Raw genomic sequence first — 25,244 nt, 5'->3', positions numbered from 1 at the left:
CCCAGATCTCCTTACGAGCGGTAAGTCACGGCATTGACCGCGGCGATGACTTCATCGACGTTCGGCAGCGCCAGCTTTTCGAGGTTTGCAGCGTAGGGCATCGGCACGTCCTTGCCGGTGACACGGATCACCGGGGCATCGAGATAATCGAATGCCTGCTCCATGACGCGGGCCGAAAGCTCGGCGCCGATACCACCCTGCGGCCAGCCTTCTTCCACCGTCACCATACGGCCGGTCTTTTTGACCGACTCGATCACGGTATCGCTGTCCAGTGGACGCAGCGTGCGCAGATCGATCAGTTCGACGTCGACGCCCGCCGCAACCAGCTTTTCGGTGGCCTGGGTGGCGTAACGCATGCCCATCGAGAACGACACGATGGTCACGTCCGCGCCCTTGCGAGCAATGCGAGCCTTGCCGATTGGCAGCACGAAATCGTCGACTTTGGGCACCAGACCCGTCGAGCCGTAGAGAATTTCGTTTTCAAGGAACACGACCGGGTTCGGCGAGCGGATAGCCGCCTTGAGCAGTCCCTTGGCGTCAGCGGCGCTATAGGGCGCGATGACGGTGAGGCCGGGCACGTGGCTGTACCATGCCGAATAATCCTGGCTGTGCTGGGCACCAACGCGCGATGCAACGCCGTTCGGGCCACGGAACACCATCGGTGCATTGACCTGGCCGCCGGACATATAAAGCTGCTTGGCAGCCGAGTTGATGATCTGGTCGATTGCCTGCATGGCAAAGTTCCAGGTCATGAATTCAACGATTGGCTTGAGGCCGGCAAACGCCGCGCCAACCGCGAGACCGGCAAAGCCATGCTCGGTGATTGGCGTATCGATGATGCGCTCTGGACCAAATTCCTGCAGCAGGTTCTGGGTGATCTTGTAGGCGCCCTGATATTCGGCGACTTCTTCGCCCATCACGAAGACGTCCTTGTCGCGGCGTAGCTCTTCGGCCATCGCTTCGTTCAGCGCCTGACGGACGGTCATTTCGACCATCTCGACGCCAGCTGGCAGGTCGGGATCGTTCTGGGCTTCAAACTTGGGCGCGGCAGGGACAGCGGCGGTCGATGGCGCAGCGTCTGCAGCCTTTTCAGCAGCGACGACAGGCGCTTCGGCAGGCTCTGGAGCCGTCTTGGCAGCAGGCGCGGCTTCGGCGGTTTCGCCCTCGGCCAGAACCAGAGCGATCGGGGTGTTGACCAGAACGCCTTCTGTGCCTTCGGCGATCAGCAGTTCGGTGACCACGCCTTCATCGACGGATTCGACTTCCATCGTGGCCTTGTCGGTCTCGATCTCAGCCAGCACGTCGCCGGATTTGACAGTGTCGCCAACTTTGACCAGCCATTTGGACAGCTTGCCCTCTTCCATGGTGGGCGACAGCGCGGGCATCAGGATTTGGGGCATATCAGCTCTCCAGAATTAGGGTGCCGGGCACAATAGCCACGCGGCGAAGGTCGGAATTGAAAGCGAAGTCCGCAGGCTGCGAACCATTGATAATGTGGAGCGAGGCGACAGCGGTCGGCGAACGGTTGACCGCCCAGGCGCTGAGGATGAGACCGAGAATGGCAAAGGCCACAAAGGCGATCACCGCGCGCTTGTAGATATTGACGTTCTGCGCGGCGGCGGGGCCTGCCTTGGCTTCGATCTGGCGGAATTTCCACCAGCCGAATGGCAGGAACTGGCCCAAATGCTCACTGGCCGGCGCCAGCTTGATGATCGCAGCGACCTGCATGGCCGCCACGATCAAACAAAGCACTGCAAAAAGCAGGATAACGCCGAGCAGAACGCTCATCGAGGCCTCAGGCGCTGATGGTGATGTCGGTCCAGAGTTCGGACGCATCCGGCTCCGGATCGTTGGTCGCAAAATCAGCAGCAGCCGTCACGATGGCGCGGATGTCGTTCTCGATGGCCTTGAGCGATTCTTCGCTCTGCGCGCCCGAATCGATCAGACGAGCCTTGACCTGCTCGATAGGGTCGCGCTCCTGGCGATACTTGGTCACTTCGTCCTTGGTGCGATACTTCGCCGGATCGGACATCGAGTGACCGCGATAACGATAGGTCAGCATTTCAAGAATGAACGGGCCCTTGCCGGAGCGGGCATGTTCGATAGCGCGCTGAGCGGCATCATAGACCATGCGCACGTCCATGCCATCGACCTGCTCGCCCGGAATGTCGAACGACGCGCCGCGCTGGGAGAAGTCGGTGGTTGCCGAAGCTCGCTCAATCGAGGTGCCCATGGCGTACTTGTTGTTTTCGATGATGAACACAACCGGCAGCTTCCACAGCTTTGCCATGTTGAAGCTCTCATAGACCTGGCCCTGGTTGGCCGCGCCGTCGCCGAAATAGGCGATCGAGACCGAGCCGTCGCCCTTGTACTTGGCCGCAAAGCCAAGACCGGTGCCGAGCGATGCCTGTGCGCCAACGATGCCGTTGCCGCCATAGAACTTGTGCTCGTTGGAGAACATGTGCATCGAGCCGCCCTTGCCGCGCGACAGGCCGCCGGCACGTCCGGTCAGCTCAGCCATCACGCCCTTGGGGTCGAGGCCCATGACCAGCATGTGGCCGTGGTCGCGATAGCCGGTGATCTGGGCATCCTTGCCCTTCTCGCTGGCCATGGTGATACCGGTAACCACGGCTTCCTGGCCGATATAGAGGTGGCAGAAACCGCCGATCAGACCCATGCCATACATCTGGCCGGCCTTTTCTTCGAAACGCCGGATCAGCAGCATTTCGCGATAGGCTTCGAGGTCCTGTTCCGCCGTAAACTGGGGTATATTGGATTGCGTCTTGGCCTGGGTGGCCACAGCTTTACGCGCCATAGAGAACGCTCCGCATCGAAATGGAATTGCCGCTTGGCCTGAGTTGGCCACAGTTGCGCATCATAGTGCAAGCAAGCGGCAGAAAGCAATGCTACTCCGCCAAGCGTGATCGACGCTAAAGCGTTGGAGTTGCTTGGATAATCCGACTTAACTCATCTGGAGCTAATTCAGTAAATTTACCGGAAAGTGGTTCACCGGTATGCGGATCAACCATGACCAGCATATCGTCGGCATTGGCCATGTTCAGCAGACGCCGTGCACGCTCGGTGACGATGTCAGGATCAAGGCGACGTGTATCCATCAGGGTCACGCGATGCGCATAGGCATCGATTTCCGCCTGCAACGCCGCTGACTTTGCCTTGAGCTGGTCGATATCGATCAGGATTTGCGTCCGGCTCTCAATGCCAAACTGGCCACCAATGGCCGAAAAGCCCAAATAGCCCTGAAACCCCAGCAATGCCACGGTCAGCGCGAGAGGACGCCAGATAGCAGGACGTTTAAGGCGGGTGGGCATAAGGACGGAACCGAATTTGTACGGCCCCACTATGGCTGACAAGGACTTAACGCGGGGTTGAGGCCTTCACCTCTGACGACGCGGACATCCCTCTTCACCTCTCCCTCTGGGGGAGAGGTAGACCCTCTTGGGTCGGGTGAGGGGGCCTTTGCTGAGCGAGGTGCGTAGAAAGCCCCCCTCACCCGTCGCTGCGCGCTGACTTCTCCCCCAAAGGGACAGATAGAAATAGCCCACGGATCAGGTCCGCGGGCTCATCAATCCTTGGCGCAGCAACCCTCGAACCACGAGGGCGTGGCACAATGCCTAAACCGCCACGTAATCAATCTCTAAAAACCGCTCGACCTCAGGCACCCAGCGATCGCGCACGAATGCCACGTGATCGGGATGCTCATTGTATCCCGCATAAGCCGCCTGATCGGCGAACTCCATCGAGAACCCGAACGCATAATCGTTCTTGGGACTCACCTGACGCAGCTGCTCGAACTTTTCGACGCCGGGAATCGCCGCCAGCACCTTGGCGTCGCGGAGGAAGGTGCCCTCCTCCGCTGAACCTGCTTCGTGCTTGAGCGTGAAAACCACCGTGTGGCGGATCACGCTTCAGTCCCAATCGATTCGGTGGCTGCAATCGCCGCCATGTTGACGATGCCGCGGCTGGTGGTCGACGGCGCGAGAATGTGGGCTGGCGCCTTTGGACCCATCAGGATCGGGCCAACCGACAGCGCGTTGTTCATTTCCTTGAGCAGCGTCATCGACAGGTTGGCTGCGTCCAGATTCGGGAAAATCAGCAGATTGGCTTCGCCGCTCAGCACGCTGTCCGGAATATAGCGGTCACGCAGCTCTGGATTGAGCGCCAGATCGCCCTGCATTTCGCCTTCGACGATCATGTCGGGGGCGATGGCTTTGAGCTTCTGATACGCCTCGCGCATTTTGAAGGCGCTGTCGCCATCGCGCGAACCGAAGTTGGAATAGCTCAGCAGTGCCACGCGCGCTTCGATGTTGAAGCGCTTGAGGTGGTTACGCGCCTGCAGCGCAATGCCGACGATTTCGTCCGGCGTTGGCTCCTGGTTCACATAGGTGTCTGCCAGGAAGAACGCGCCGCGCGGCATGATCAGCATGGAGAGCGCCGAAACGTCGGACACGCCATCCTGCAGCCCGATGATCGAGCGAATGTCGCGCACGTGCTTGATGAAACGACCCTGCAGGCCGCAGATCAGCGCATCGGCTTCGCCGCGCTTGACGGCAAGCGCGCCGATCACCGTGGTATTGGTGCGAACCACCTGACGGGCGGTGTCGGGCGTTACGCCATCGCGGCCCACCAGCGAGTGGAACAGCGTGACATAGTCGCGATAGCGCGGATCGTCTTCGGGGTTGATGATCTCGAAGTCGGTGCCGGGCTTGAGGTTGAGGCCGAAGCGCTCGATGCGCGATTCGATAACCGACGGGCGGCCGATCAGAATCGGACGGGCAATGCGCTCTTCGAGAAGCACCTGGGTCGCGCGCAGCACGCGTTCGTCTTCGCCATCGGCAAAAGCGATGCGCTTGTTGGCGCCTTGTGCCCGATCGATGATCGGCTTCATCACAAGGCCCGAGCGGAACACGAAGCGGTTGAGGCTATCGAGATAAGCTGGCCAATCGGTGATCGGCTTCTTGGCGACACCCGAATCCATCGCGGCGCGGGCCACGGCCGGCGCGATGCGCAGAATCAGCCGCTGATCGAACGGGTTTGGGATGATGTGATCGGGGCCATAGACGGCAGGTGCGCCGGACGGCGACACTTCAAGACCGGGTTCATGCGCCAGCTTGGCGATGGCGCGCACCGCAGCCAGCTTCATTTCTTCGTTGATCGTCGTCGCGGCGACGTCGAGCGCGCCACGGAAGATGAACGGGAAGCAGAGGACGTTATTGACCTGGTTAGGATAGTCCGAGCGCCCGGTGCAGACCATGGCGTCCGGGCGGGTTTCCTTGGCCAGCTCAGGCGTGATTTCAGGGTTCGGATTGGCCAGCGCCAGAATCAGCGGCTTGGGCGCCATCTTGGCCAGCATTTCAGGCTTGAGCGCGCCGGCTGCCGACAGGCCCAGGAAAATGTCGGCACCGTCGATGACTTCGGCGAGCGTCGTCGCGTCGCTGGTGCGGCGGAACTGGCCGCGCCACTTGTCGTTGACGTCATTGCGCTTGTGCGTGACGAGGCCATCCTTGTCGGCGACCCAGATGTTTTCGTGCTTGGCGCCCAGCGCCACCAGAACATTAAGGCAGGCGATTGCCGCCGCCCCTGCCCCGGATGCGCAGATCTTGACGTCCTCGATCTTCTTGCCCTTGAGCTCGAGCCCGTTGAGCACCGCCGCACCAACGATGATGGCGGTGCCATGCTGATCGTCATGGAACACCGGAATCGGCATGCGCTCGCGCAGCGTCTCTTCGATTTCGAAGCAGTCTGGCGCGCGGATGTCTTCAAGGTTGATGCCGCCAAAGGTCGGCCAGAGCGGCGCCACGGCGTCGATGAATTTCTTGGGGTCGAGTTCGTCGATCTCGAGATCGAACACGTCAATGCCGGCGAACTTCTTGAACAGAACCGCCTTGCCTTCCATCACTGGCTTGCTGGCGAGCGCGCCAATGTTGCCAAGCCCCAGCACGGCAGTGCCGTTGGAGATGACGGCGACAAGATTCTGCCGGGAGGTATATTTCGAGACGGTCTCTGGATTGGCTGCGATTTCCTCGCAGGGCGCCGCGACGCCGGGCGAATAGGCTAGCGCAAGATCGCGCTGGTTGCCGAGCGGCTTGGTGGCCTGAATTTCGAGCTTACCGGGCTTGGGGAACTCGTGGAAATGCAGGGCGGCTTCGCGCAGGGCTTTCCGCTGTTCATTGGCATCAGTCGTCACGCAATCCTCCTTGCCCACGCTTTGTCGCGCAGCGATATCTCAGAGAACGCGTTCGTGCCATCAATCTGTGGCGATGAAAAGTACCTTGGGCCAATCGATGGCCACTTATGTGAATTAGGCCCTCAAGCGGCGCTGGCGACGATGCCTTCAATGCGGCTGCGTGGTGTCCGCGTGGCGTGCAGTGCCGAGGCCAGTTCGCGGAAGGCGCCGATCTTGAGCGCTGGTGCAAAGATAAAGCCCTGCGCCTGAATGACGCCCCGAGCACGCAGATACAGCGCCTGTGCCTCGGTTTCGACGCCTTCTGCGACGATTTCGCAATCGAGGTCCTTGGCCATGGCGATCAGACCATCGAGCACAGGAACCTGGGTCGTGCCCGGCTTGACCATATCAACGAAAATCCGGTCGATCTTGATGATGTCGACGCCCAGCGTGCCCAGATAGGCCAGATTGGAGTGGCCGGTGCCCGCGTCATCCATGGCGAGTCGGGTGCCAAGCGCGTGTAGCCCGGCGATGACGCTATTGGCGACAGCGGAGTTGGCCAGCGGATGGCGCTCGGTGATTTCGAACACCAGCTGGTCGAGCCTAATCTGCGAATTGCCGAAAATGGCCTGCACGTCCTCGACAATGCTGTCGTCGCGGAAGTGGCCCTCGAACAGATTGATCGAGATTTTGAGGTCCGGCATCATTTGGCTGATGTCGCCGAGGTCGAACTTGACCTGCTGCATGAGCGACAGGGTCATCGGAATGGCGAGGCCGGTGATTTCGGCATAGTCGATGAACGCCCCAGGCGGCACCACCTGCCCGTTCTTTTTCTCCCAGCGACACAGAACCTCGCAGCCCATCAACTCGCCCGTGCGCAGGTTGATGACCGGCTGGTAGTAGGGCTTGATCTCGCCGCGCGCGATGCCGCGTTCGAGATCAAAGGCCGGGACCTTGGAGCGGCGCACATAGTTCAGCGCCATCAAGAGGAACGCCGCGCTCATCAGGCAGGCAACGACCGTAAAGCCGAAGTCGAGATCGGCATAGCTGGCCCGCGCAATGGCAAATGGCACGGCGTATTCCACCTTGAGCGGCAGCTCTCCGGCAAAGCTCTGCGCGTAAATGAAGTCAGCGCTCGAGGCGCGACGATCATAGGACGACGCATCGCCAATCGTAAGGACCGGCGTGCCATTGGTCAGGATGACGCGCACCATGGTGCCGGTCGGCAGACCACTGGACAGCGCGTCCTGCGTCTGGCCCATCAGCGGCACAAAGGCCGACACCCGACGCGTCTGGCCAAATGTCTGGGTAATCTTGAGTGCCGGCATCGCCATGTCGGCGAGCTTTACGACAGTGATCGTCTCGGTATGGCCCGGCACCGGCAGGCTGGCCGCCAGCGGCGAATAAGTGACCGTGCGACCGAAAGCGTCGCAATATTGGACACCATCGGCGTTCTCGACCAGCACCTGTTTCATATTGAGGCTGGATTCGATTTCGCGCTGCACGTTGGCGACAAAGGTCGGCGTGCACAGCGATGGGCTGTCCGCTAGGATGCGCCGCAGCGAGGCAATCGTGTCCTTAACGCCGAATTCAATCTGTGAACTGATCGTTGCAACATATTGCTGGGAGGTCTGTTTCTCACGGACGTTGACGTAGCCATCGAGCAGATAATCGACGGCAAGGATGGGCACGAACGCCAGCAGCGCACCCAAAAGCGTCAGAACATGTGAGTATCGTGACTTCAAAACACGAATCCGAACGGGCGTTTCAACACCCAATCGGTACCAACCAGCATTTAACGCATCATTAATGCTGGTTAATTCTCGGAAACCATAATTGAGGCAGCCATGCCCAAAATGCCATCAGAGCTGTGCCTGGAAGACTACCGCCACCTACGCGTCGGCCAGGGCTATCGCGTCGCCAAAAGCTTCGTCGACTACGACGGCATTGCTCATGCTGTCGGCTCCGAGTGGGTTTTTCAAGGCTCAAGCTTCGTGCCGTACTATGACGGCCTGAAGCTGTTCTTCAGCGTCGACGGCCATGACCAGCTACAAACCCGTCTGCAACTGGTCGCCGAGGAGCAGTCCGATATCGTCCACCACTCAGGCGACTATCTGGTGCCCCAAAACAAATGAGCCGCCCGAAGGCGGCTCATCAGATTACTTGTCCTGCACGTTGAGCCGGATGCTCAACTCGCGCAGCTGCTTGGGAGCCGCCGGGCTCGGTGCGCCCATCAACAGGTCTTCGGCCTGCTGGTTCATCGGGAAGGCGGTGATTTCGCGCAGGTTCTGCACGCCGCACAGCAGCATCACGATACGGTCGACACCGAAGGCCGCGCCGCCGTGTGGCGGAGCGCCATACTGGAAGGCACGATAGAGGCCGCCGAACTGCTCTTCGACTTCGTCACGGCTCTTGCCGGTCAGCTCGAAGGCTTTGACCATGGTGTCTGGCAGCTGGTTCCGAATCGAACCCGAGGCGATTTCAAAACCATTGCAGACGGCGTCATACTGATACGCCTTGATGGTCAGCGGATCCTGGCTGTTGAGCGCGTCGATACCGCCCTGTGGCATCGAGAAGGGGTTGTGCGCGAAGTCCACGCGCTTTTCCTCTTCGCTCCACTCGTAGAACGGGAAGTCGACGATCCAGCACAGTGCGAACTGTTCGGTATCGACCAGACCCAGATCGGTGCCGGCCTTAGTGCGGGCTTCGCCAGCAAACTTGTAGAACTTTTCCGGACGACCGCAGACGAAGAAGATCGCGTCGCCATCATCGAGGCCGAGCTGGGCCTTGATCGCAGCGGTGCGCTCTTCGCCGATATTCTTGGCAATCGGGCCCGAGCCCTGCCCTTCCTTAAAGAAGATATAGCCAAGGCCCGGCTGGCCTTCGCCCTGTGCCCAGGCGTTCATGCGGTCACAGAAGGCACGACCGATTGGCTCGGCGCCGGCCTTGTTCTTGGCCGGAATCGCCCAGACTTCGACCTTGGAATCGGCCTCAATCTGGTTGGCGAACACCTTGAAACCCGAACCGGCAAAGTGCTCGGTCACGGCCTGCATTTCGATCGGGTTGCGCAGGTCGGGCTTGTCCGAACCATACTTGCGGATGGCCGTATCATAAGGAATGCGCGGCCATTCCTTGGTGACACGCTTGCCGTCGGCAAACTGCTCGAAGATATTGGTGATGACCGGGGTCATCGTGTCCCAGACTTCCTCCTGCGTCACAAAGCTCATTTCGAGATCGAGCTGATAGAATTCGCCCGGCAGACGGTCGGCGCGTGGGTCTTCGTCGCGGAAACATGGCGCGATCTGGAAATAGCGGTCAAAGCCCGCCGCCATCAGCAGCTGCTTGTACTGCTGTGGCGCCTGCGGCAGCGCGAAGAACTTGCCGGGATGGATGCGGCTCGGGACGAGGAAGTCGCGCGCGCCTTCCGGCGACGATGCCGTCAGAATCGGTGTCGAGTATTCGGCAAAGCCTGCTTCAGCCATGCCATTGCGCATCGACGAGATGATCTTGGTGCGCTTGACGATGTTGGCGTGCAGCTTTTCGCGGCGCAGGTCGATGAAGCGGTACTTCAGACGCACGTCTTCGGGATATTCCTGGTCGCCGAAAACCGGCAGCGGCAGTTCCTTGGCGGCGGAGAGCACTTCGATCTCGCGGATGAACACTTCAATCGTGCCGGTTGGCAGGTTTGGGTTCACGGCGGCGCCGTCGCGCAGCTTCACTTCGCCATCGATACGGATCACCCACTCCGAGCGCAGCGTTTCGGCTGTCGCGAATGCTGGAGAATCAGGGTCGATGACGGCCTGCGTCAGCCCGTAATGGTCGCGCAGATCGATGAAAAGCAGCCCCCCGTGATCGCGAATACGATGAACCCAGCCGCTGAGGCGCACGGTTTGACCGGCTTCCTTGGCAGTTAGGGCCCCGCAGGTGTGCGAGCGATAGCGATGTGCGGTCATGGTGAAACTCTAGGAAAAGGCCTGATTATTGGCCGGGAAAAGCGCATGGGAGGCCCGGATTGTCAAGGCAAACAGCCTTTTGTCGGGCTGTTGGGCTAACTCGTTTCCGTTACTCAACAAATCCGGTATGGAGTGGACCTGCTGCACCTGCTAGGAAGAATATTGACGAATTTGAGACGGAAGCCGGTATGGACCTGATTGTTTCCACAGATGTGCTCGCTGCATTCTGCGAGCGCGCTGCGAAGTTTGATTTTGTGACGGTCGATACCGAGTTCCTTCGCGAAACCACTTATTGGCCCAAGCTCTGTCTGATTCAGGCGGCAACAAATGACGAGGCGGTGCTTATTGACCCGCTGGCGCCGGACTTTGATCTGTCGCCCTTCTTTGCTTTGCTGGCCAATCCGGACATCACCAAGGTTTTCCATGCCGCCCGGCAGGATATCGAAATCTTCGTGAAGTTGACGGGCAAGGTGCCGGTCAATATTTTCGATACCCAGGTCGCGGCCAGCGTCTGCGGCTTCGGCGATAGCGTCTCCTACGACAATCTGGTGCGTTCGATCACCCAGGTCGAGCTCGACAAATCATCGCGCTTTACCGACTGGTCGGCTCGTCCACTGTCGGAAAAGCAGCGGCTTTATGCCGTCGCCGACGTCACCCATCTGCGCGACATCTATGTCGAGCTGCGCAAGCAGGTCGATGCGACCAAGCGTTGGGACTGGGTTGAGGACGAGATGGGCGTGCTGCGCAGCATCGACACCTATGTCGTGCAGCCCGAGCAGGCGTGGGAACGCCTCAAGATGAAGATCAACCGCCCGCGCGATCTGGCGGCGCTCAAAAAACTTGCCGCATGGCGCGAAAAGCGTGCGCAGGACAGCGATCAGCCGCGCAGCCGCGTCCTTAAGGACGATGTGCTGTTCGAGCTGGCGCAGCAGCGTCCGCTGACGCCTGACGCTTTTGAAAAGCTCCGCGCCGTGCCACGTGGCTTTGGCCGCAGCTCGGCTGCCGCTGAAATCATGGGCTTGCTGAAGTCCGTCGAAGAACTCGGCAAGAACGATCTGCCGATCATGCCGGAGCGCTATCGCGGTCCCTCGCCAAAGGGCGCCGTCGGCGATCTGATCCGCGTGCTGCTGAAGTCAGTATCGGAACACCACGGTGTTGCCGCCCGCATCCTCGCGACCTCCGACGATATCGACGCGCTGGTGCTCGACGATGAAGCGGACGTCCCTGCCCTCAAAGGCTGGCGCCGCAAGCTGTTCGGCGAAAAAGCACTCGACATCAAGCACGGCCGCATTGGCCTCGTTGCGACCCGCAAGGGAATTGTGGAATTCGCGGTGAAGGACAGCGTGCCGGCCGAATAGGCTAGCCGACCTTCACTTCCGAATTTTTGAAGCCGGTCAGGTTGGAGAATTGCTCCAACCGGCCGCGCAAATGCTCGCCGTCGAGGAATGTTAGATCTTCCGGCAAATGCAGAATCAGGGTTTTTCCGCTGGTCTCAAAGCGAATGCGCGGCAGAATGCCCGGCATGGCCGCGCTCATAGGATAGGCCACCCGGAACAGCGCACCGACCACCTTGGCACGGGTCGCGACTTCGGCAGATGCAAGTGACAACAGGCGCGTCGCGACTTTGCTCTTTAACCCGTCATAGCGCACGGCAATCACCTGCGCGAGAAACGCCCGGCCGGGATGATCGAGGCCACTCAGCGAGCCATGCGCCACAGCATCAACGCTTTGCGGCCCCCGGTAGTCAGGATGCGCCCGCCAGCCGATATCGGCCAGCAAGCACGCTACTTCGCGCAACCGCGTTTCTTCCGGGGTTTCGGTGAGTTCGGATACCGACAGAAATTGCGCCGTAAACTCAATCAGATCATTGGCATGCGACGGCGAACGCGAGCGCAGCACGGAGAGTTCTTCGGCGCCCTGGATCAGCGGATCAATAGACTGCTCGCGCTTGTCGAGCATGCCATAGAGATAGCCTTCGCGAACGCCGAGCGCCGAAAACACCACATTGGCGAACTTGCCGGCCTTGAGCACCTCGGCCAGAACCGCAGCGCCAAACGGCACCAGTTCACGGCGGGACGAACTCACATGCTCCGCGCCCTTGTAGCCCTTGAGCGTCGGCGCGCTAGTGATCTCGTTACAAAACGCGATCATCTGCTCGGCAGGCACGATGTAGTGCTGCACCATGCGCAGCGGATAGCCGGTGACGACCTGATGCAGCTTGGCCAACGAACGCCAGGTGCCGCCGATGGCGACGAACGACGCCTCTGGCGCCGCAGCGTGAACCGATGACCCAGCGAGACGCTCCTGAATGATCCCGGCGGCCGCCGTCGGCGACCCGTCGCTATCGTCCTGCAGGCGAATCACGCCGATTTCGTAGGATTGCCCGTCGGTGTCACTGCCATTGGTGGTGCTGGACAGCTCTAGGCTACCGCCACCCAGATCGCCGACAATGCCGGTAAAGCCGGGAATGCCCGCGACGGCGCCAAGCGCTGCATAGTGAGCTTCTTCTTCGCCGCTCAGCACCTGAACCTTGGTTTCCATCAGCGCTTCGACAGCGGCGACAAATTCCTCGCGGTTGGCAGCGTCGCGCACGGCCGAGGTGGCGAGAACCACTACCTTGCCCACCCGCATCATCCGCGCCACCAGCGCGAAGCGCTGAATGGCGTTGAGCGCCTGCGCCACGTTGGCGTCGGCCAATCGGCCCGTCTTGCCAACCCCGCGCCCCAGGGCGCAGGCGGATTTCTCGTTGTAGAGAGGCGTCAGGGCGCGGGCATGTCTTTCATAGACAACCAGACGAACGGAGTTTGAACCAATATCGAGCACCGCTACGGGCTTGGCACCCTTGATGCGGCCCTGCGCGGTTGGATCGGCGTCGACACCCCAGAATTGATTCAAGCCTGACCCTCGTCAGCTTCGACCCCCCCAGCACTGCCACGTCCGGACAATGACGGATTGGTCATGAAATAGTCATGCGCGTTGAAGGGTTCGTCACCTTCGGCCACGCGCATACGATGCGAACTTCCGTCTGGTAATACTTCCCAGCTCTGTTGGTTGTCACGCAGATACGCCACCAGAATGCGATCAAGAATCTGCTTATGCACGGTCTTGTTGAGGATCGGCACCATGACTTCAACGCGACCGTCGAGGTTCCGACCCATCAGATCGGCCGACGAAATATAGACCTGAGCCCGTGGCCCCGGCATCGGCTCACCATTGCCAAAGCAGTAGATACGGCTGTGTTCAAGGAACCGGCCGACCACCGATTTGACGCGGATATTGTCCGAGAAACCCGGGATTCCGGGTCGCAGGCAGCAGATGCCGCGCACGATCAGGTCGATCTTCACCCCGGCCTGGCTCGCATCATAGAGCGCATCGATCACCTGCGGATCGACCAGCGAGTTCATCTTGAGCAGGATGCTGGCGGGCTGGCCATTGCGGGCCATTTCGCTTTCGCGAACGATATTGTTGATCAGCGTTTCGCGCAGGTTCACCGGCGACACGGCGATGGTTTCCAGCTCCGTCGGCCTTGCATAACCGGTGATGAAGTTGAACACGCGCGCAACGTCACGGGTGATCGCGGGATCGATCGTGAAGTAGCTCAGATCGGTATAAATCTTGGCCGTGATCGGGTGGTAGTTGCCGGTGCCGATATGGCAATAGCTGACCAGCTTGCCCTTTTCGCGCCGCACCACCTGGCTGAGCTTGGCATGGGTCTTGAGCTCGATAAAGCCGAACACGACCTGTGCTCCTGCCCGCTCCAGATCGCGCGCCCAGCGAATATTGGCCTCTTCGTCAAAGCGCGCCTTGAGCTCGACGAGGCACGTCACCGACTTGCCCGCTTCCGCCGCCAGAACCAGCGCCTTGATGATCGGGCTATCAGCCGAGGTACGATAAAGCGTCTGCTTGATCGCGACCACGTCCGGATCGCGCGCTGCCTGCATCAGGAACTGCGCCACCACGTCGAAGCTCTCGAACGGGTGGTGCACCAGAATATCCTTGGCGCGGATCGCGGCAAAGCTGTCGCCATTATAGTCGCGGATACGCTCGGGGAACCGCGCGTGATACGGCACGAACTTGAGGTCCGGGCGGTCGACGTCACACACCTTGCGCGCGTCAGCGAGACCGAGGAACCCCTGTACCTCGAACACGTCCGCTTCCTTGACGCCAAGCTGTTCGCCAATCTGGCGCTTGAGCGCGCGCGGCATCGAGCTTTCGATTTCGAGGCGGATCACCTGACCACGGCGGCGCTGCCGAAGCGCCGATTCGAACTCCACCACGAGATCTGCGGCTTCGTCGTCGATTTCAATTTCACTGTCGCGGATAACGCGGAACGCGCCCGAGCCGACCACTTCATGGCCGGGGAACATCTTGTGAAAGAATAGTTTGACCAGCGTATCGATGGTCACGACTTCGCTGCGCCCCTCCGATACCAGTCCGGATGGCAGGTTGATGAAACGATCCAGATTGCCCGGAATACGCACCAGCGCCGTCAGCGGAATGTCCTTGTCCGGACGCTTGAGCTCAAACGCCAGCGCCAAACCCAGATTGGGAATGAATGGAAATGGATGCGCTGGATCGACCGCAATCGGGGTCAGGACGGGGAAAATTTCCTCTCGGAACAGCTTCTGCAGATAGTTCACCTGATCGGGCGTCAGGTCGTCAGCTTCATGGATGACAACGTTCTGCGCGAACAGTTCTTCGCGCAGATTCTGCCAGTGATCCTGCTGTTCCAGCTGCAAATGCTGGGCCAGCGTGGCGATTTCTTCCATCTGCTCGGCCGGGCTCAACCCATCGGCGCTGAGTTTGGTCAGGCCAGCGCGCATCTGCCCTTTGAGGCCGGCAACACGTACCATGTAAAATTCATCGAGATTGTTGGCCGAGATCGAAACGAAGCGCAGCCGCTCGAGCAGCGGGTGGTGCTCATTGCCCGCTTCCTCCAGCACACGCATGTTGAATTGCAGCCAGCTCACCTCGCGATTGACGAAGCGCGCAGGACTTTTGCGCAGCGCTTCGATATCGGGAACCGACACGTCCGTCTCGGTGAACTCACTCATTTCATTCATCGTCTTCGGTATCCCAGTCCTGTTCTTGGCGCGCGCCGCCGCGCAGGTTTTGGCGACGGTCGAGCGCATCGGCGGCGATGCTACGGGTAATTGCCGTACCTTTGGCAAGCGCCAGCCGGTCCATGATATCTGCAAGAATAACGACTTCTTCGGCGGAGCGCTCCATGCGCGCCACCAGATAAGCAATTATTCTTGGATCAACCCTCAGCTGCCGATCTCCAAACAGCTTCACGAACATCTGTGACAATTGAATGTCATCGGTCAGCTCAAGCGTGAAAGCCGTGGCACGACGAATCCGCGAGCGCACGTCGTCCGTCGCAAGCGGCCAGTTGGCCACATCTTCCCGTGCCGTCAGCAGCACCGGTCGCTGTGCCCGCATGGATTGGTTGAGCAGATGAAACAGCCCCGCCTCATCGTAGTCCAGCCGATCCACATCTTCGACAATCAATGGCCTCGCGCCGCCCTCGGTGGCCAGCGCCGCCAGATCGTCCGCGCCGGCAAACACGGCATGGCTACGATCGGCAAAAATGCGCGCCAGGTGCGACTTGCCCGACTTGGCCGGGCCCGTCAGCAGCGTGATCGGATCGGGCCAGTGCGGGAAGGCCATGATGCGGCCATAGGCCAGCTCATTGCCCTCACCAACCATAAAGTCGGCTTCGCCCTGCGCTGCTGTGTGACCCAGCTCAAATGTCAGCTGCCCGTTGGGCTCGTCCGGTTCAGAGCTTATCGGGAGTGCCATTGTCGTCACCGTTATGGCCGAGATAGAGCGCGCTTTCCTTGTATTTGCGCACGCCAAAGCGGACCAATACGGAGGCAATCGCCGCCATCGGCACAGCGAGCAACAGCCCGACAAAGCCAAACACGGCGCCCAAAGCCAGCAGAGCAAACATCATCCAGACCGGATTGATGTTGATCGAGGAGCCGACCAGCTTGGGATAAAGGATATTGCCTTCGATGAACTGCCAGAACAGGAACACCCCGCCCACGACGGCGACCATCCACCAGTTCGGCCAGAACTGCACCAGCGCGATACCCACCGACAGGCCAAACCCGAAGATAAATCCCATGAAGGGGATAAAGCTCAGCAGCCCCGCGATCAGGCCCACGGCCAGACCGAAATTGAGCCCGATCAGGCTGAGCGCCGTGGCGTAGAACGCCGCGTCGATCAGCAACACGCCGCCCTGCCCTCGAATAACGCCGGCCATCGATTTGTCGATATCACGCAGAATAGCGTTGATTTCGCCCTTATGCTCCTGCGGCAGCAGACCTTCGACGCCGCGAACCATGCCTTCCCAATCCAACAGCAGATAGAAGGCCACCACCGGGGTCAGCACGGTCAGGCCGATGACGGCCGCACCAGTCAGGCCGATATTGACCAATTCGCCCGGTAGCGTCGCTATAAAGCCGAGCGCCTGTCGCGCCAGATCGTTGATACTGGTCTGCACCTGTGCAGCGCGCTCCGGTCCCAGCCATTCGTTGATTTCAGGCGACCAGCGCGCAAACAATTCCTGCAGGTCCGCCACATATTTTGGCGCTCGCTGCAGCAATTCGATGATCTGCTGCCCAATGAGCGGCAGGAAGGTCAAAAGCAGGCTCATCACCACCATAATGACCGCCAGCAGCACGATCAGGGTCGCCCAGCCGCGTCCAAAACGCAGCTTTTGCAGCTGATTGACCAGTGGGTTCAACAGGTAAGCCAGCGCCGCACCGACCACGAATGGCAGCAGGATAGCCCGGAACACCCATAGCGTCAGGATAAGGACGACTAGAAAGCCAATCCAGATCAGCACTTGATTTCGTAGTGTCATGGTGCCGGGCGGCCCTTGCGTCGGTGTGGTGTAGAAGCTATCAGGCCCTCTAGCTTCCGGCTCCGGAGATGGCAACCGCCTTGGTTTTCCGGTAACGGCTTTGCGCACGCTTTCCCCACTATGGTCCGAGGCCTATGTCCGATCATCAAAACCTGACAGCAAACGGTCTCTCATACAAGCAGGCCGGTGTCGATATCGATGCTGGTAATGCGCTTGTAGAAGCCATCAAACCTGCCGTTCGTTCCACGCGTCGCCCCGGCGCCGATGGCGAAATCGGTGGTTTCGGTGGTTTGTTCGATCTTCGCGCCGCCGGCTTCACCGACCCTGTGCTAGTCGCAGCGAATGACGGCGTCGGCACCAAGCTCAAGATCGCCATCGATACGGGCAATCATTCAACCATCGGGCAGGACCTGGTGGCCATGTGCGTCAACGATATTATCGTCCAGGGCGCCGAGCCACTGTTCTTCCTCGACTACTTTGCCACCGGCAAGCTCGACGTCGAACAGGGCACCGCCATCGTCAATGGTATTGCGGAAGGCTGCCGGATCGCCGGTTGCGCGCTGATCGGTGGCGAAACCGCAGAAATGCCCGGCATGTATCACGGCAAGGACTATGACCTTGCAGGCTTCGCCGTCGGCGCCGCCGAGCGTGGCACCCTCCTGCCCCGCCCCGATATTGCCGAAGGCGACATTCTGGTCGCCATCGCGTCCTCGGGCGTTCATTCAAATGGCTATTCGCTGGTCCGTAAGATCGTCGATCTGTCGGGCGTTGACTGGTACATGGACGCGCCTTTCGCGCCCGGCCAGACGCTGTCCGAAGCGCTGCTGACCCCAACCCGCATTTACGTCAAGCCGCTGCTGGCGGCGCTCAAGGCCGGTATCGGCATCAAGGCGCTGGCCCACATCACCGGCGGTGGCTTCATCGACAATATTCCGCGCGTGCTGCCTGACCACCTGGCGGCCCATGTCGATCTCAATGCGGTCTCGGTTCCAAAAGTTTTCGCATGGCTCAGCCATGTCGGTGGCATTGACGAGCGCGAAATGCTGCGCACCTTCAATTGCGGCGTCGGCATGCTGGTCGCCGTCACACCTCAAGATTCGGAAAAGCTGGTCGAACAGCTCAACGCAGCGGGTGAAAACGCCTCGATCGTTGGCAAGCTGACTGCCCGTGGCGATGAAGCTGTGACCTTTGAAGGCAAGCTCGCTCTATGAACCGCAAGCGCGTCGGCATTCTTATTTCGGGCCGCGGCTCGAACATGTCGGCGCTGATTGCTGCCGCCAAGGCGCCAGACTATCCGGCAGAGATCGTCGGTGTCCTGTCCAACCGCGCCGCCGCGCCGGGTCTGGCCATCGCGGCCGCCGAAGGCATCGCGACCGCCTCGCTCGCCCAGAGCAAGTTTCCCAGTCGGGATATGTTCGAAGATGTCATGACGCAGACGCTTGAAAGCTGGGACGTCGATTTCGTCTGCCTGGCTGGCTTCATGCGTATCCTGGGCGAGGACTTCGTCAATCACTGGGCCGGGCGGATGATCAACATCCATCCGTCCCTGCTGCCGCTCTACAAGGGTCTCGATACCCACCAGCGCGCGCTGGCCGACGGCGCAACCGTCCATGGCTGCACTGTCCACTTTGTAACCCCCGGTCTCGATGAAGGCGCACCAATCCTGCAGGCGCAAGTACCCGTGCTGGCCGGCGATACGCCGGACACCCTCTCAGCCCGCGTGCTGGTTGAAGAGCACCGCATCTATCCCGAAGCGCTGAGGCTCCTGGCCACCGGCAAAGTCGGCGCGCTCTAGCGATCAGCTCGCCATCTGCGTTCGCACCCGCCCGGCATCGGTCGCGTCCTTGACCTCATTCAGCCTGCCGGTTTTGACGTCATAGACAAAGCCGTAGATCGGGATCGTGTCGGGCACCAGCGGATGCTCGCGGATGCGTTTGACGTCGTCGAGCACGCTGGCTTCCTGTTCGGTGATGGTGAGCCAATTGATATATTTGCCCGTCGGGCTGCCGCCGCCATGCTGCGGGTTCGACCACTCGGTGCCGCTAAAGCTGGCCGTCGACAGATTGTCAGCCAGCAGCGATCCCAGAATGTCGGTGGTGAACAGTTCCATGCCGCAATTGGTGTGGTGGATGACGAACCACTCCTTGGTGCCCAGCAGCTTGTGCGAGATCACCAGCGACCGGATCGCGTCGTCCGACGCCCGCCCGCCGGCATTGCGGATCACATGGGCGTCGCCTTCGGCAAGGCCCGCATATTTGGCCGGGTCCAGCCGCGCATCCATACAGGTCAGGATGGCAAAACCACGCGCCGGTGGCAGCGCCAGGCCCCCCTTGTCGCCAAACCCGGCAACGTAGTCCGCATTGGCCTGCTGCACTTCGTTGTAGATGATCGAGTCTGTCATGGTCGTCTCCCGGGCTTCCGCCGATGGGAGAACGCTAGCATGAGGGCTGCTTTAATCTACTGATTTACTAGAGTTTACTTTTCCGCGGAGGCCCGAAACTCCGGGCTGCTTTGCCAAGCGACGCGGTTCACACGCAACGCTTGGCAAAATGATCTAAAATGCTTGAGCTTAGGCCTGCAGAACCGTTTCAGACCTGGTGTGCAGCTCGGTCTCGATATCCGGGCCCAGAAGGGGCTCCAGGAACTCGACACCAAAGGCGCGCTTCTCAACGCGGACCACACGGGCCGGGATCGATCCGACGAGGATTTCCGTACCCAGCTCAAGTTGGAGTTCGGACGTGATCTTGGCGCCGGTTGCCGAGATGTCCAGCAATATGGCCTGATCCTGCCCCTGCTGGCCGATTGACACCTGCGTGTGTGGCTGGCGTGGCGCAACGCGGGGGGCGCGGCGCAATTCCTTAGAGAGACCACGGTCGCGCCTGACCAGCCACCGAATCGTCGTGGCCAGACGCCGGCGACCTTCTGTGCCGATAATGATCTGCAAAACAGCGGTACGAGGACCGTCAACGCGTATGACATTGCCGCGCAGAATGCCGATTTCAGGAAACGACCCCAACCACTTAGCACCAACTTCACCTGGTGTGGGGCAATCGATAATCAGTTCATCAGTCGAGATGAGACGGCTATGACAATTCTGTTGGATAGACCCACCCTTGCCGTCGCGAACGACGTAGATGCCTGGAATATGTCCAGAATAACGCTGGTAATCAACTGAAAGGATGAGAGGGCGCACTTGGGCTCACCTTGTTCTTCGGCTTAATTCGATAGAGTCGAGTTCATTTATTATAGACGACTGCTGTCGCAGTAGTACCTGTACAATTTCATGGCTACATCACTGTGATTGATCGCTCCTATCGTCAAAATCGGTTCGACCTCTCCGACCAAGGAGCTTAGCTTCCGCGCTCACATTACGAGGTTGTCTTATGTCGCTGCGCGATTGGTGCTGGATCATACTGCTGGGAGCCATCTGGGGATGTTCGTTCGTCTTCAATGCGATCCTGATCAGAGAGGTCGGCCCGCTCTGGGTCGCGTCGCTCCGCGTCGGAATTGGTGCACTCGGTTGCTGGAGTGTGATGCTGGCCCTGCGCAAACCGGTGCCGCGTGATCCGCGCCTCTGGTTGCAGCTGGGCCTGCTTGGTGTAATCGCCTATGCCATCCCCTTTGCCCTCTTCCCCCTGGCTCAAACCCACCTCGCCAGCGGTGTCGCAGCGATCATCAACGCGCTGACCCCGATGGTGACTGCCGTCATCACCCATTTCTGGATAGGCGGCGAAAAAGCCACTCGAACCAAAATGATCGGCGTCGGAATTGGTTTCATTGGCGCAGCAATATTAGTGTCTCCTTCACTAAGTTCAGGCGGAGACTCCCAGCTCTGGGCGGTCGCTGCCTGCCTTGGCGCGACGCTCTGCTATGCGATTTCTCTCAACATCACCCGCAGCTACAAGCACATCGAGCCAACTGCCATGGCGTCTATCGCCCTCACTGGCGGCGCTGTGGTGGCCACGGTTCTCGCCTTCACCACCGAAGGCGTCCCGGTGATGGTGCGGCCGGAGAGTTACGCGGCGGCTTTGGCCATCGGCCTGCTGTCGACGGCTTTCACCTTCCAGGTCATGTACCGGATGCTGCCACGGGTCGGCGCCACCAACTTCGCTACCACCACCTTCATCGCCCCGATCTCGGCGCTCATTCTAGGCGCGGTCGTGCTGCGCGAGTCAGTGCTGCCCATTCAGATCGTGGGGATGGTGGTGATCTTCCTTGGCCTGCTGTTCATCGATGGCCGTATTCGCAAAATCTGGCACCGCGCACCGGCCTAGCCGGAACAGGCAGCGGTGGCTGGCGTTGACCTCTGGACAACCGGAGGATCAACGTGCCCCAGCCCACGCCCGAAATCGACCCAAAGCCCGTCCCGGAGATCATACCGCAGCCCGAGCCAACTCAGCCCGGCCCGGTCGATCCGGCGCCAGCGCCGCCACAGGAAGTGCCTGATACGCCGCAACCCGTCGAGGCACCGCCTCCCGATCAGCCGGATACCATACCGGGCGACGATCAGCCGCCGACGCGGAGTTAGGCTCAGTCGGGGTGGTGGTCGATCTTGCTGAGGAACCATGTCAGCGCCGCGATGACCACTGCGGCGGCCGCGCCAAGATAGACGATGTCCGGGCCCGAGACCCAGGTCAGGGCCCGGCCGAGAAAATAGACGGCCAGCACCGTGATGGCGACGCCCACCAGCTTGGACTTGAGATCGTCCAGCGTCTCGATCTTGAGCCACTTGGGCAGCGGCAGATCCTGGTTGAAATAGAGCTGATAGAGCCCCAGAGACACGACCTGTACCACTGTCGCCAGCAGGAACAGGTCGACCAGTTCGATGGCGTGCAGCAGCACCTGATCGCGGGTCAGTCCGTGCGCGGCAAAGAACAGATCATTGACGAAATGCCAGGTCTCGATGACACCGTAGATCATCAGCGACAGTGCCGCGACCATGGTCGCGATCACCGGCAGGATGATGATCCGGCTGACAAAATTGCCCACAATCTTGAGCGGCCAGCTTTTGCTTTCGGAAATAACCTTGGCGGCCGGACTTTTCTTTTCGACCGGCCCAGCCATTATTCGATACCGAGCTTTTTCTTCATCAGGTCATTGAGGGCCTGCGGGTTGGCCTTGCCACCCGATGCCTTCATCGCCTGACCGACAAACCAGCCGATCATTGTTGGCTTGGCTAGCACCTTGGCCACCTGATCCGGGTTGGCAGCGATAATATCGTCGATGATCGCTTCGATGGCGCCCAGATCGGTCACCTGCTTGAGGCCACGGCTCTCCACGATTGCCGCCGGGTCGCCTGCTGGCTCTTCCGTGATGACGATTTGCAGCAGATCCTTGGCGCCCTTGGACGAGATGGTCCCATTGGCGACGAGATCAACAATACCGGCGATCTGGCTTGGCTTGAGATGGGTTTCCCAGATGGCCAGCCCCTCGCTATTGGCAAAAGCTGCCACGTCCGCGTTGAGCATATTGGCCACGGCCTTGCCGTCGCGTTTGGTGCCGCCGAACGACACGACCGACTCGAAATAGTCTGCCGTTTCGCGGTCCAGCGTCAGCACCATGGCGTCGTAGGGCGTCACACCATAGTCGGTGATGAAACGCGCCTTCTTGGCGTCTGGCAGCTCTGGCAGGTCCTTCGCGAGCATGGCGATGAACGCATCGTCAAATTCCAGCGGCAGCAGGTCGGGATCGGGGAAGTAGCGATAATCGTGCGCTTCTTCCTTGGAGCGCATCGAGCGCGTCTCGCCCAGCTTGGGGTCGAACAGGCGGGTTTCCTGATCGATCGAGCCGCCATCTTCCAGAATATCGATCTGGCGACGCGCTTCATATTCAATCGCCTGACCGGCAAAGCGGATCGAGTTGACGTTCTTGATTTCGCAACGCGTGCCGAACGCGCCACCGGGCTTGCGCACCGAGACGTTGACGTCGGCACGCATGGAGCCCTGCTCCATATTGCCGTCACACGTGCCCAGATAGCGCAGGATGGTGCGTAGCTTGCTCAGATACTCCTTGGCTTCCTCGGACGAGCGCAGGTCTGGCTTGCTGACGATTTCCATCAGCGCCACGCCGGAGCGGTTGAGGTCGACAAAACTCATATTGGGGTGCTGGTCGTGGATCGACTTGCCGGCGTCCTGCTCCAGATGCAGGCGCTCGATGCCGATCTCGATGGAGCCATCGGGCATGTCGAGCATGACCTTGCCCTCACCGACGATGGGGTCCTTGAACTGGCTGATCTGATAGCCCTGCGGCAGATCGGGATAGAAGTAGTTCTTGCGGTCAAACACGCTGCGCTTGTTGATCGCGGCCTTGAGGCCAAGACCGGTGCGCACAGCCTGGCGCACGCATTCCTCGTTGATGGTCGGCAGCATGCCGGGCATGGCCGCATCGATGAACGAGACATTGGCGTTGGGCGGATTGCCGAATTCGGTCGAGGAACCCGAGAACAGTTTGCTCTGGGAGGTCACCTGCGCGTGCACTTCCATGCCGATGACAATTTCCCAATCGCCGGTCGAACCGGAAATGAAGCTCTTGGGATTTGGCGTGCGCGTATCGATGAGGGTCAATTGAACGTCCTGAGGCGAAGGCGAAAGTTGATTATGTGATTACTGGTGTTGCCCCGGTGTTGCAACAGCCACGGCCCCTGATCGAGGCTTTGAAGCATGGAAGAATAGCCCCTCCCAACGTCCGCCTGAGCCAGACGGCGTGTGGGGCTCGATTTCGTCCATGCGGAGATGGGATTACTCCCCCTATCAGGGGGAGGCTAGGTGGAGGTATCCCCACACATGAGACCCCTTCAGTCCTCGCCGATATCGCCCTCAAACGGCATCAGCCGCTTCTCGAGGTGCACGCTCATGAACGGCTCGTGCGCAGCGCGGCCATCGGGGCGCAGCGCCAGAATGCGATAGCCCTGCTTTTCGTAGAACCGCACGGCACGCACATTGTCGGCCGGCGTTTCGAGTTGGACGCGTTCAGCACCTTCCAGCTCCAGAATGGATTCCATGCGCCGCAGCAGCATCGACCCCAGGCCATGCCCTTGCAGTTCAGGCATCACGAAAAGAAACGGGATATAAGCGCGGCGTTGCGACCGCGAGCACCAGCCCACGGCGATGCCATCCACTTCCGCGACGATAATGCGCGACAGCGTTTCCGACACGGCCTGTGTCAGGCGCCGATGCTCAGAATCCCGCATGCCCGGCTGCTCGGTCAGCAGCGGCAGAATGCTGGTTTCCCAAGCGTTATAGGCGATGTCGGCCAACCGGCGCGCGTCCGAGGGCTCCGCCTTGCGAATGCTGATACCGGTCATGATGGCCTCCTGACGGAACGCGTTAGCTGCGGCGGCGCGCCGCGATGATGCCCTTCTCGTAATTGATGTTCCAATCGATCAGGGTCCGCCACACAAGTTCGGCCTGATCTTCATCGAGATCAAGAGCCAAACTGCGATCTCTGACCTTGGCAATCACCGCCTCGATGCGCGCCGGGTCACGGGCTTCGTGCGGGTCGGTCTTGATCTGCGCCATGCGGGTCACATAGCCGTGCCGTTCGGCAAACAGGGTCAGCAGGGCCTGGTCGATACGATCGATCTCGGCGCGGACGTCGTCCTTGGTGATGCAGTCGTCGGGCAGTTTGGTGGCGGTCACGGCTCAATCCAGTCAGTTTAGCTGTTGCAGGTTTGCACCGCCCTGCCCGCGATTTCAACCGCCCCAATTGCGCAATTGGGCTAACTGCGGCTAACAAACCCAAATGTTGAATCAGTCGCAGACCGCCTGAAGCCTCGTCGTTTGAGACGGGGCATGAATGAACCAGTCGCCCGCCGTGCGAGATGCCGGCGGCCGGTATCGTTTGTTCGCGGGTCCATGACCCGCCGCTACAGGCAACTGATTTCCAATGGATATTTCTCGAGACGAACAGCGGGTGCTGCACGCACTGGCTCAGGGCGGCCGTATCGCGCTGCTCAAGAATGACGACGGCAAGGTTACCGGCCTTGAATTTTTCAACCGCGAAGGCTGGCTGATGAACAATTGCAGCCTGGTGCTGTTCCGCAAGCTCAAGGCCAAGCGCGCCATCAAATCGCAAGGTGGCAGACCGTATCAGATCACCAGGCGCGGTCTGGAACTGGTGCGCAGCGAGGTCAACAACCGGTAACGCTCCGGTTGCTGAAGGATCAGCCCATCACCGCCGAAACGCTGTGATTTGACTTTGTCCCTCCGCCACCCGCTGATTGCGGCAACGGGGGGAC

The 25,244-nt window shown here is 60.2% G+C and carries 25 protein-coding genes; 7 read left to right on the top strand and 18 right to left on the bottom strand.

The features are described from left to right. Nucleotides 1-11: 11 nt before the first annotated feature. The 7 genes from ABIE28_RS07505 to ABIE28_RS07475 all read right to left on the bottom strand — a co-directional run bounded on the left by ABIE28_RS07505 (nt 12) and on the right by ABIE28_RS07475 (nt 7,929). The gene (locus ABIE28_RS07505) at nt 12-1,400 is read right to left on the bottom strand and encodes a pyruvate dehydrogenase complex E1 component subunit beta (RefSeq protein ID WP_354061570.1); all 1,389 of its coding nucleotides are present in this window, start codon (nt 1,398-1,400) and stop codon (nt 12-14) included. 1 nt (nt 1,401) lies between these two features. Continuing rightward, a complete protein-coding gene (locus ABIE28_RS07500; RefSeq protein WP_354061569.1) occupies nt 1,402-1,788 on the bottom strand; it encodes a hypothetical protein in 387 nt (128 codons plus the stop codon). Between the two features lie 7 nt (nt 1,789-1,795). After that, entirely contained in the window at nt 1,796-2,815 is a 1,020-nt protein-coding gene (pdhA, locus tag ABIE28_RS07495) for a pyruvate dehydrogenase (acetyl-transferring) E1 component subunit alpha (protein WP_354061567.1), read from the bottom strand. Between the two features lie 115 nt (nt 2,816-2,930). After that, entirely contained in the window at nt 2,931-3,329 is a 399-nt protein-coding gene (locus ABIE28_RS07490) for an FtsB family cell division protein (RefSeq protein WP_354061565.1), read from the bottom strand. Between the two features lie 303 nt (nt 3,330-3,632). Beyond that, complete coding sequence (locus ABIE28_RS07485) at nt 3,633-3,923, bottom strand: Dabb family protein (RefSeq protein WP_354061564.1); 291 nt, start codon at nt 3,921-3,923, stop codon at nt 3,633-3,635. Beyond that, the gene (locus ABIE28_RS07480; RefSeq protein WP_354061562.1) at nt 3,920-6,205 is read right to left on the bottom strand and encodes an NADP-dependent malic enzyme; all 2,286 of its coding nucleotides are present in this window, start codon (nt 6,203-6,205) and stop codon (nt 3,920-3,922) included. The genes ABIE28_RS07485 and ABIE28_RS07480 overlap by 4 nt, the downstream gene beginning before the upstream one ends. A 122-nt stretch (nt 6,206-6,327) precedes the next feature. Beyond that, on the bottom strand, nt 6,328-7,929 hold the full coding sequence (locus tag ABIE28_RS07475) for an EAL domain-containing protein (protein ID WP_354061560.1): 1,602 nt from the start codon (nt 7,927-7,929) through the stop codon (nt 6,328-6,330). Between the two features lie 102 nt (nt 7,930-8,031). On the opposite strand from ABIE28_RS07475, the gene ABIE28_RS07470 reads away from it, so the two are divergent. Next, entirely contained in the window at nt 8,032-8,319 is a 288-nt protein-coding gene (locus ABIE28_RS07470; protein WP_354061559.1) for a DUF3601 domain-containing protein, read from the top strand. A 24-nt stretch (nt 8,320-8,343) separates the two neighbouring features. Here ABIE28_RS07470 and aspS read toward each other — a convergent pair whose 3' ends face one another. Next, nucleotides 8,344-10,137 (bottom strand): aspartate--tRNA ligase, encoded by a 1,794-nt coding sequence (gene aspS, locus ABIE28_RS07465; protein WP_354061557.1) that lies wholly within the window; start codon nt 10,135-10,137, stop codon nt 8,344-8,346. 188 nt (nt 10,138-10,325) lie between these two features. Between aspS and rnd the strand changes: the two genes are divergently transcribed. Then, nucleotides 10,326-11,495, top strand: coding sequence for a ribonuclease D (rnd, locus tag ABIE28_RS07460; protein WP_354061555.1), 1,170 nt, complete (start codon nt 10,326-10,328; stop codon nt 11,493-11,495). Between the two features lies 1 nt (nt 11,496). Here rnd and ABIE28_RS07455 read toward each other — a convergent pair whose 3' ends face one another. From ABIE28_RS07455 to ABIE28_RS07440, 4 genes are read right to left on the bottom strand one after another with little or no spacing between them, the layout of a single operon-like run. Then, complete coding sequence (locus ABIE28_RS07455; protein ID WP_354061553.1) at nt 11,497-13,032, bottom strand: Ppx/GppA phosphatase family protein; 1,536 nt, start codon at nt 13,030-13,032, stop codon at nt 11,497-11,499. Further along, on the bottom strand, nt 13,029-15,200 hold the full coding sequence (locus ABIE28_RS07450) for an RNA degradosome polyphosphate kinase (RefSeq protein WP_354061551.1): 2,172 nt from the start codon (nt 15,198-15,200) through the stop codon (nt 13,029-13,031). The genes ABIE28_RS07455 and ABIE28_RS07450 overlap by 4 nt, the downstream gene beginning before the upstream one ends. Next, nucleotides 15,193-15,939 carry a P-loop NTPase family protein gene (locus ABIE28_RS07445; RefSeq protein WP_354061550.1) on the bottom strand — a complete coding sequence of 249 codons (747 nt, stop codon included), beginning with the start codon at nt 15,937-15,939 and terminating at the stop codon, nt 15,193-15,195. Before ABIE28_RS07445 ends, ABIE28_RS07450 begins: the two co-directional genes overlap by 8 nt. Then, the gene (locus ABIE28_RS07440; protein ID WP_354061548.1) at nt 15,917-17,008 is read right to left on the bottom strand and encodes an AI-2E family transporter; all 1,092 of its coding nucleotides are present in this window, start codon (nt 17,006-17,008) and stop codon (nt 15,917-15,919) included. Before ABIE28_RS07440 ends, ABIE28_RS07445 begins: the two co-directional genes overlap by 23 nt. 134 nt (nt 17,009-17,142) lie before the next feature. Between ABIE28_RS07440 and purM the strand changes: the two genes are divergently transcribed. Both purM and purN read left to right on the top strand, forming a co-directional pair. After that, a complete protein-coding gene (gene purM, locus ABIE28_RS07435; RefSeq protein ID WP_354061546.1) occupies nt 17,143-18,219 on the top strand; it encodes a phosphoribosylformylglycinamidine cyclo-ligase in 1,077 nt (358 codons plus the stop codon). Then, a complete protein-coding gene (gene purN, locus ABIE28_RS07430; protein ID WP_354061545.1) occupies nt 18,216-18,803 on the top strand; it encodes a phosphoribosylglycinamide formyltransferase in 588 nt (195 codons plus the stop codon). The genes purM and purN overlap by 4 nt, the downstream gene beginning before the upstream one ends. Nucleotides 18,804-18,806: 3 nt before the next feature. Here the strand turns inward: purN and ABIE28_RS07425 are convergent, their stop codons facing one another. Both ABIE28_RS07425 and ABIE28_RS07420 read right to left on the bottom strand, forming a co-directional pair. Next, the gene (locus tag ABIE28_RS07425) at nt 18,807-19,409 is read right to left on the bottom strand and encodes a beta-class carbonic anhydrase (protein ID WP_354061543.1); all 603 of its coding nucleotides are present in this window, start codon (nt 19,407-19,409) and stop codon (nt 18,807-18,809) included. Between the two features lie 168 nt (nt 19,410-19,577). Next, complete coding sequence (locus tag ABIE28_RS07420; protein ID WP_354061542.1) at nt 19,578-20,201, bottom strand: PilZ domain-containing protein; 624 nt, start codon at nt 20,199-20,201, stop codon at nt 19,578-19,580. Between the two features lie 190 nt (nt 20,202-20,391). Between ABIE28_RS07420 and ABIE28_RS07415 the strand changes: the two genes are divergently transcribed. Both ABIE28_RS07415 and ABIE28_RS07410 read left to right on the top strand, forming a co-directional pair. Then, nucleotides 20,392-21,282, top strand: coding sequence for a DMT family transporter (locus ABIE28_RS07415; protein ID WP_354061540.1), 891 nt, complete (start codon nt 20,392-20,394; stop codon nt 21,280-21,282). A 53-nt stretch (nt 21,283-21,335) separates the two neighbouring features. Then, nucleotides 21,336-21,536, top strand: a complete 201-nt coding sequence (locus tag ABIE28_RS07410; protein ID WP_354061538.1) for a hypothetical protein — start codon at nt 21,336-21,338, stop codon at nt 21,534-21,536. Nucleotides 21,537-21,538: 2 nt separating this feature from the next. On the opposite strand, the gene ABIE28_RS07405 is transcribed toward ABIE28_RS07410, so the two are convergent. From ABIE28_RS07405 to ABIE28_RS07390, 4 genes are all read right to left on the bottom strand, one after another. After that, the gene (locus tag ABIE28_RS07405; RefSeq protein WP_354061536.1) at nt 21,539-22,072 is read right to left on the bottom strand and encodes a YqhA family protein; all 534 of its coding nucleotides are present in this window, start codon (nt 22,070-22,072) and stop codon (nt 21,539-21,541) included. After that, a complete protein-coding gene (gatB, locus tag ABIE28_RS07400) occupies nt 22,072-23,571 on the bottom strand; it encodes an Asp-tRNA(Asn)/Glu-tRNA(Gln) amidotransferase subunit GatB (RefSeq protein WP_354061534.1) in 1,500 nt (499 codons plus the stop codon). Before gatB ends, ABIE28_RS07405 begins: the two co-directional genes overlap by 1 nt. A 230-nt stretch (nt 23,572-23,801) precedes the next feature. Continuing rightward, complete coding sequence (locus ABIE28_RS07395; protein ID WP_354061532.1) at nt 23,802-24,311, bottom strand: GNAT family N-acetyltransferase; 510 nt, start codon at nt 24,309-24,311, stop codon at nt 23,802-23,804. A 22-nt stretch (nt 24,312-24,333) separates the two neighbouring features. Next, nucleotides 24,334-24,645, bottom strand: a complete 312-nt coding sequence (locus ABIE28_RS07390) for a chorismate mutase (RefSeq protein ID WP_354061530.1) — start codon at nt 24,643-24,645, stop codon at nt 24,334-24,336. Between the two features lie 247 nt (nt 24,646-24,892). Here ABIE28_RS07390 and ABIE28_RS07385 point away from each other — a divergent pair, with 247 nt between their 5' ends. After that, complete coding sequence (locus ABIE28_RS07385; protein WP_354061528.1) at nt 24,893-25,150, top strand: YjhX family toxin; 258 nt, start codon at nt 24,893-24,895, stop codon at nt 25,148-25,150. Nucleotides 25,151-25,244: the final 94 nt, after the last annotated feature.

The organism is Devosia sp. 2618, from assembly GCF_040546815.1.
Lineage (GTDB): Bacteria > Pseudomonadota > Alphaproteobacteria > Rhizobiales > Devosiaceae > Devosia.
Note: the sequence above shows the minus strand (reverse complement) of the source record. Positions and strands in the feature narration are given on the sequence as shown.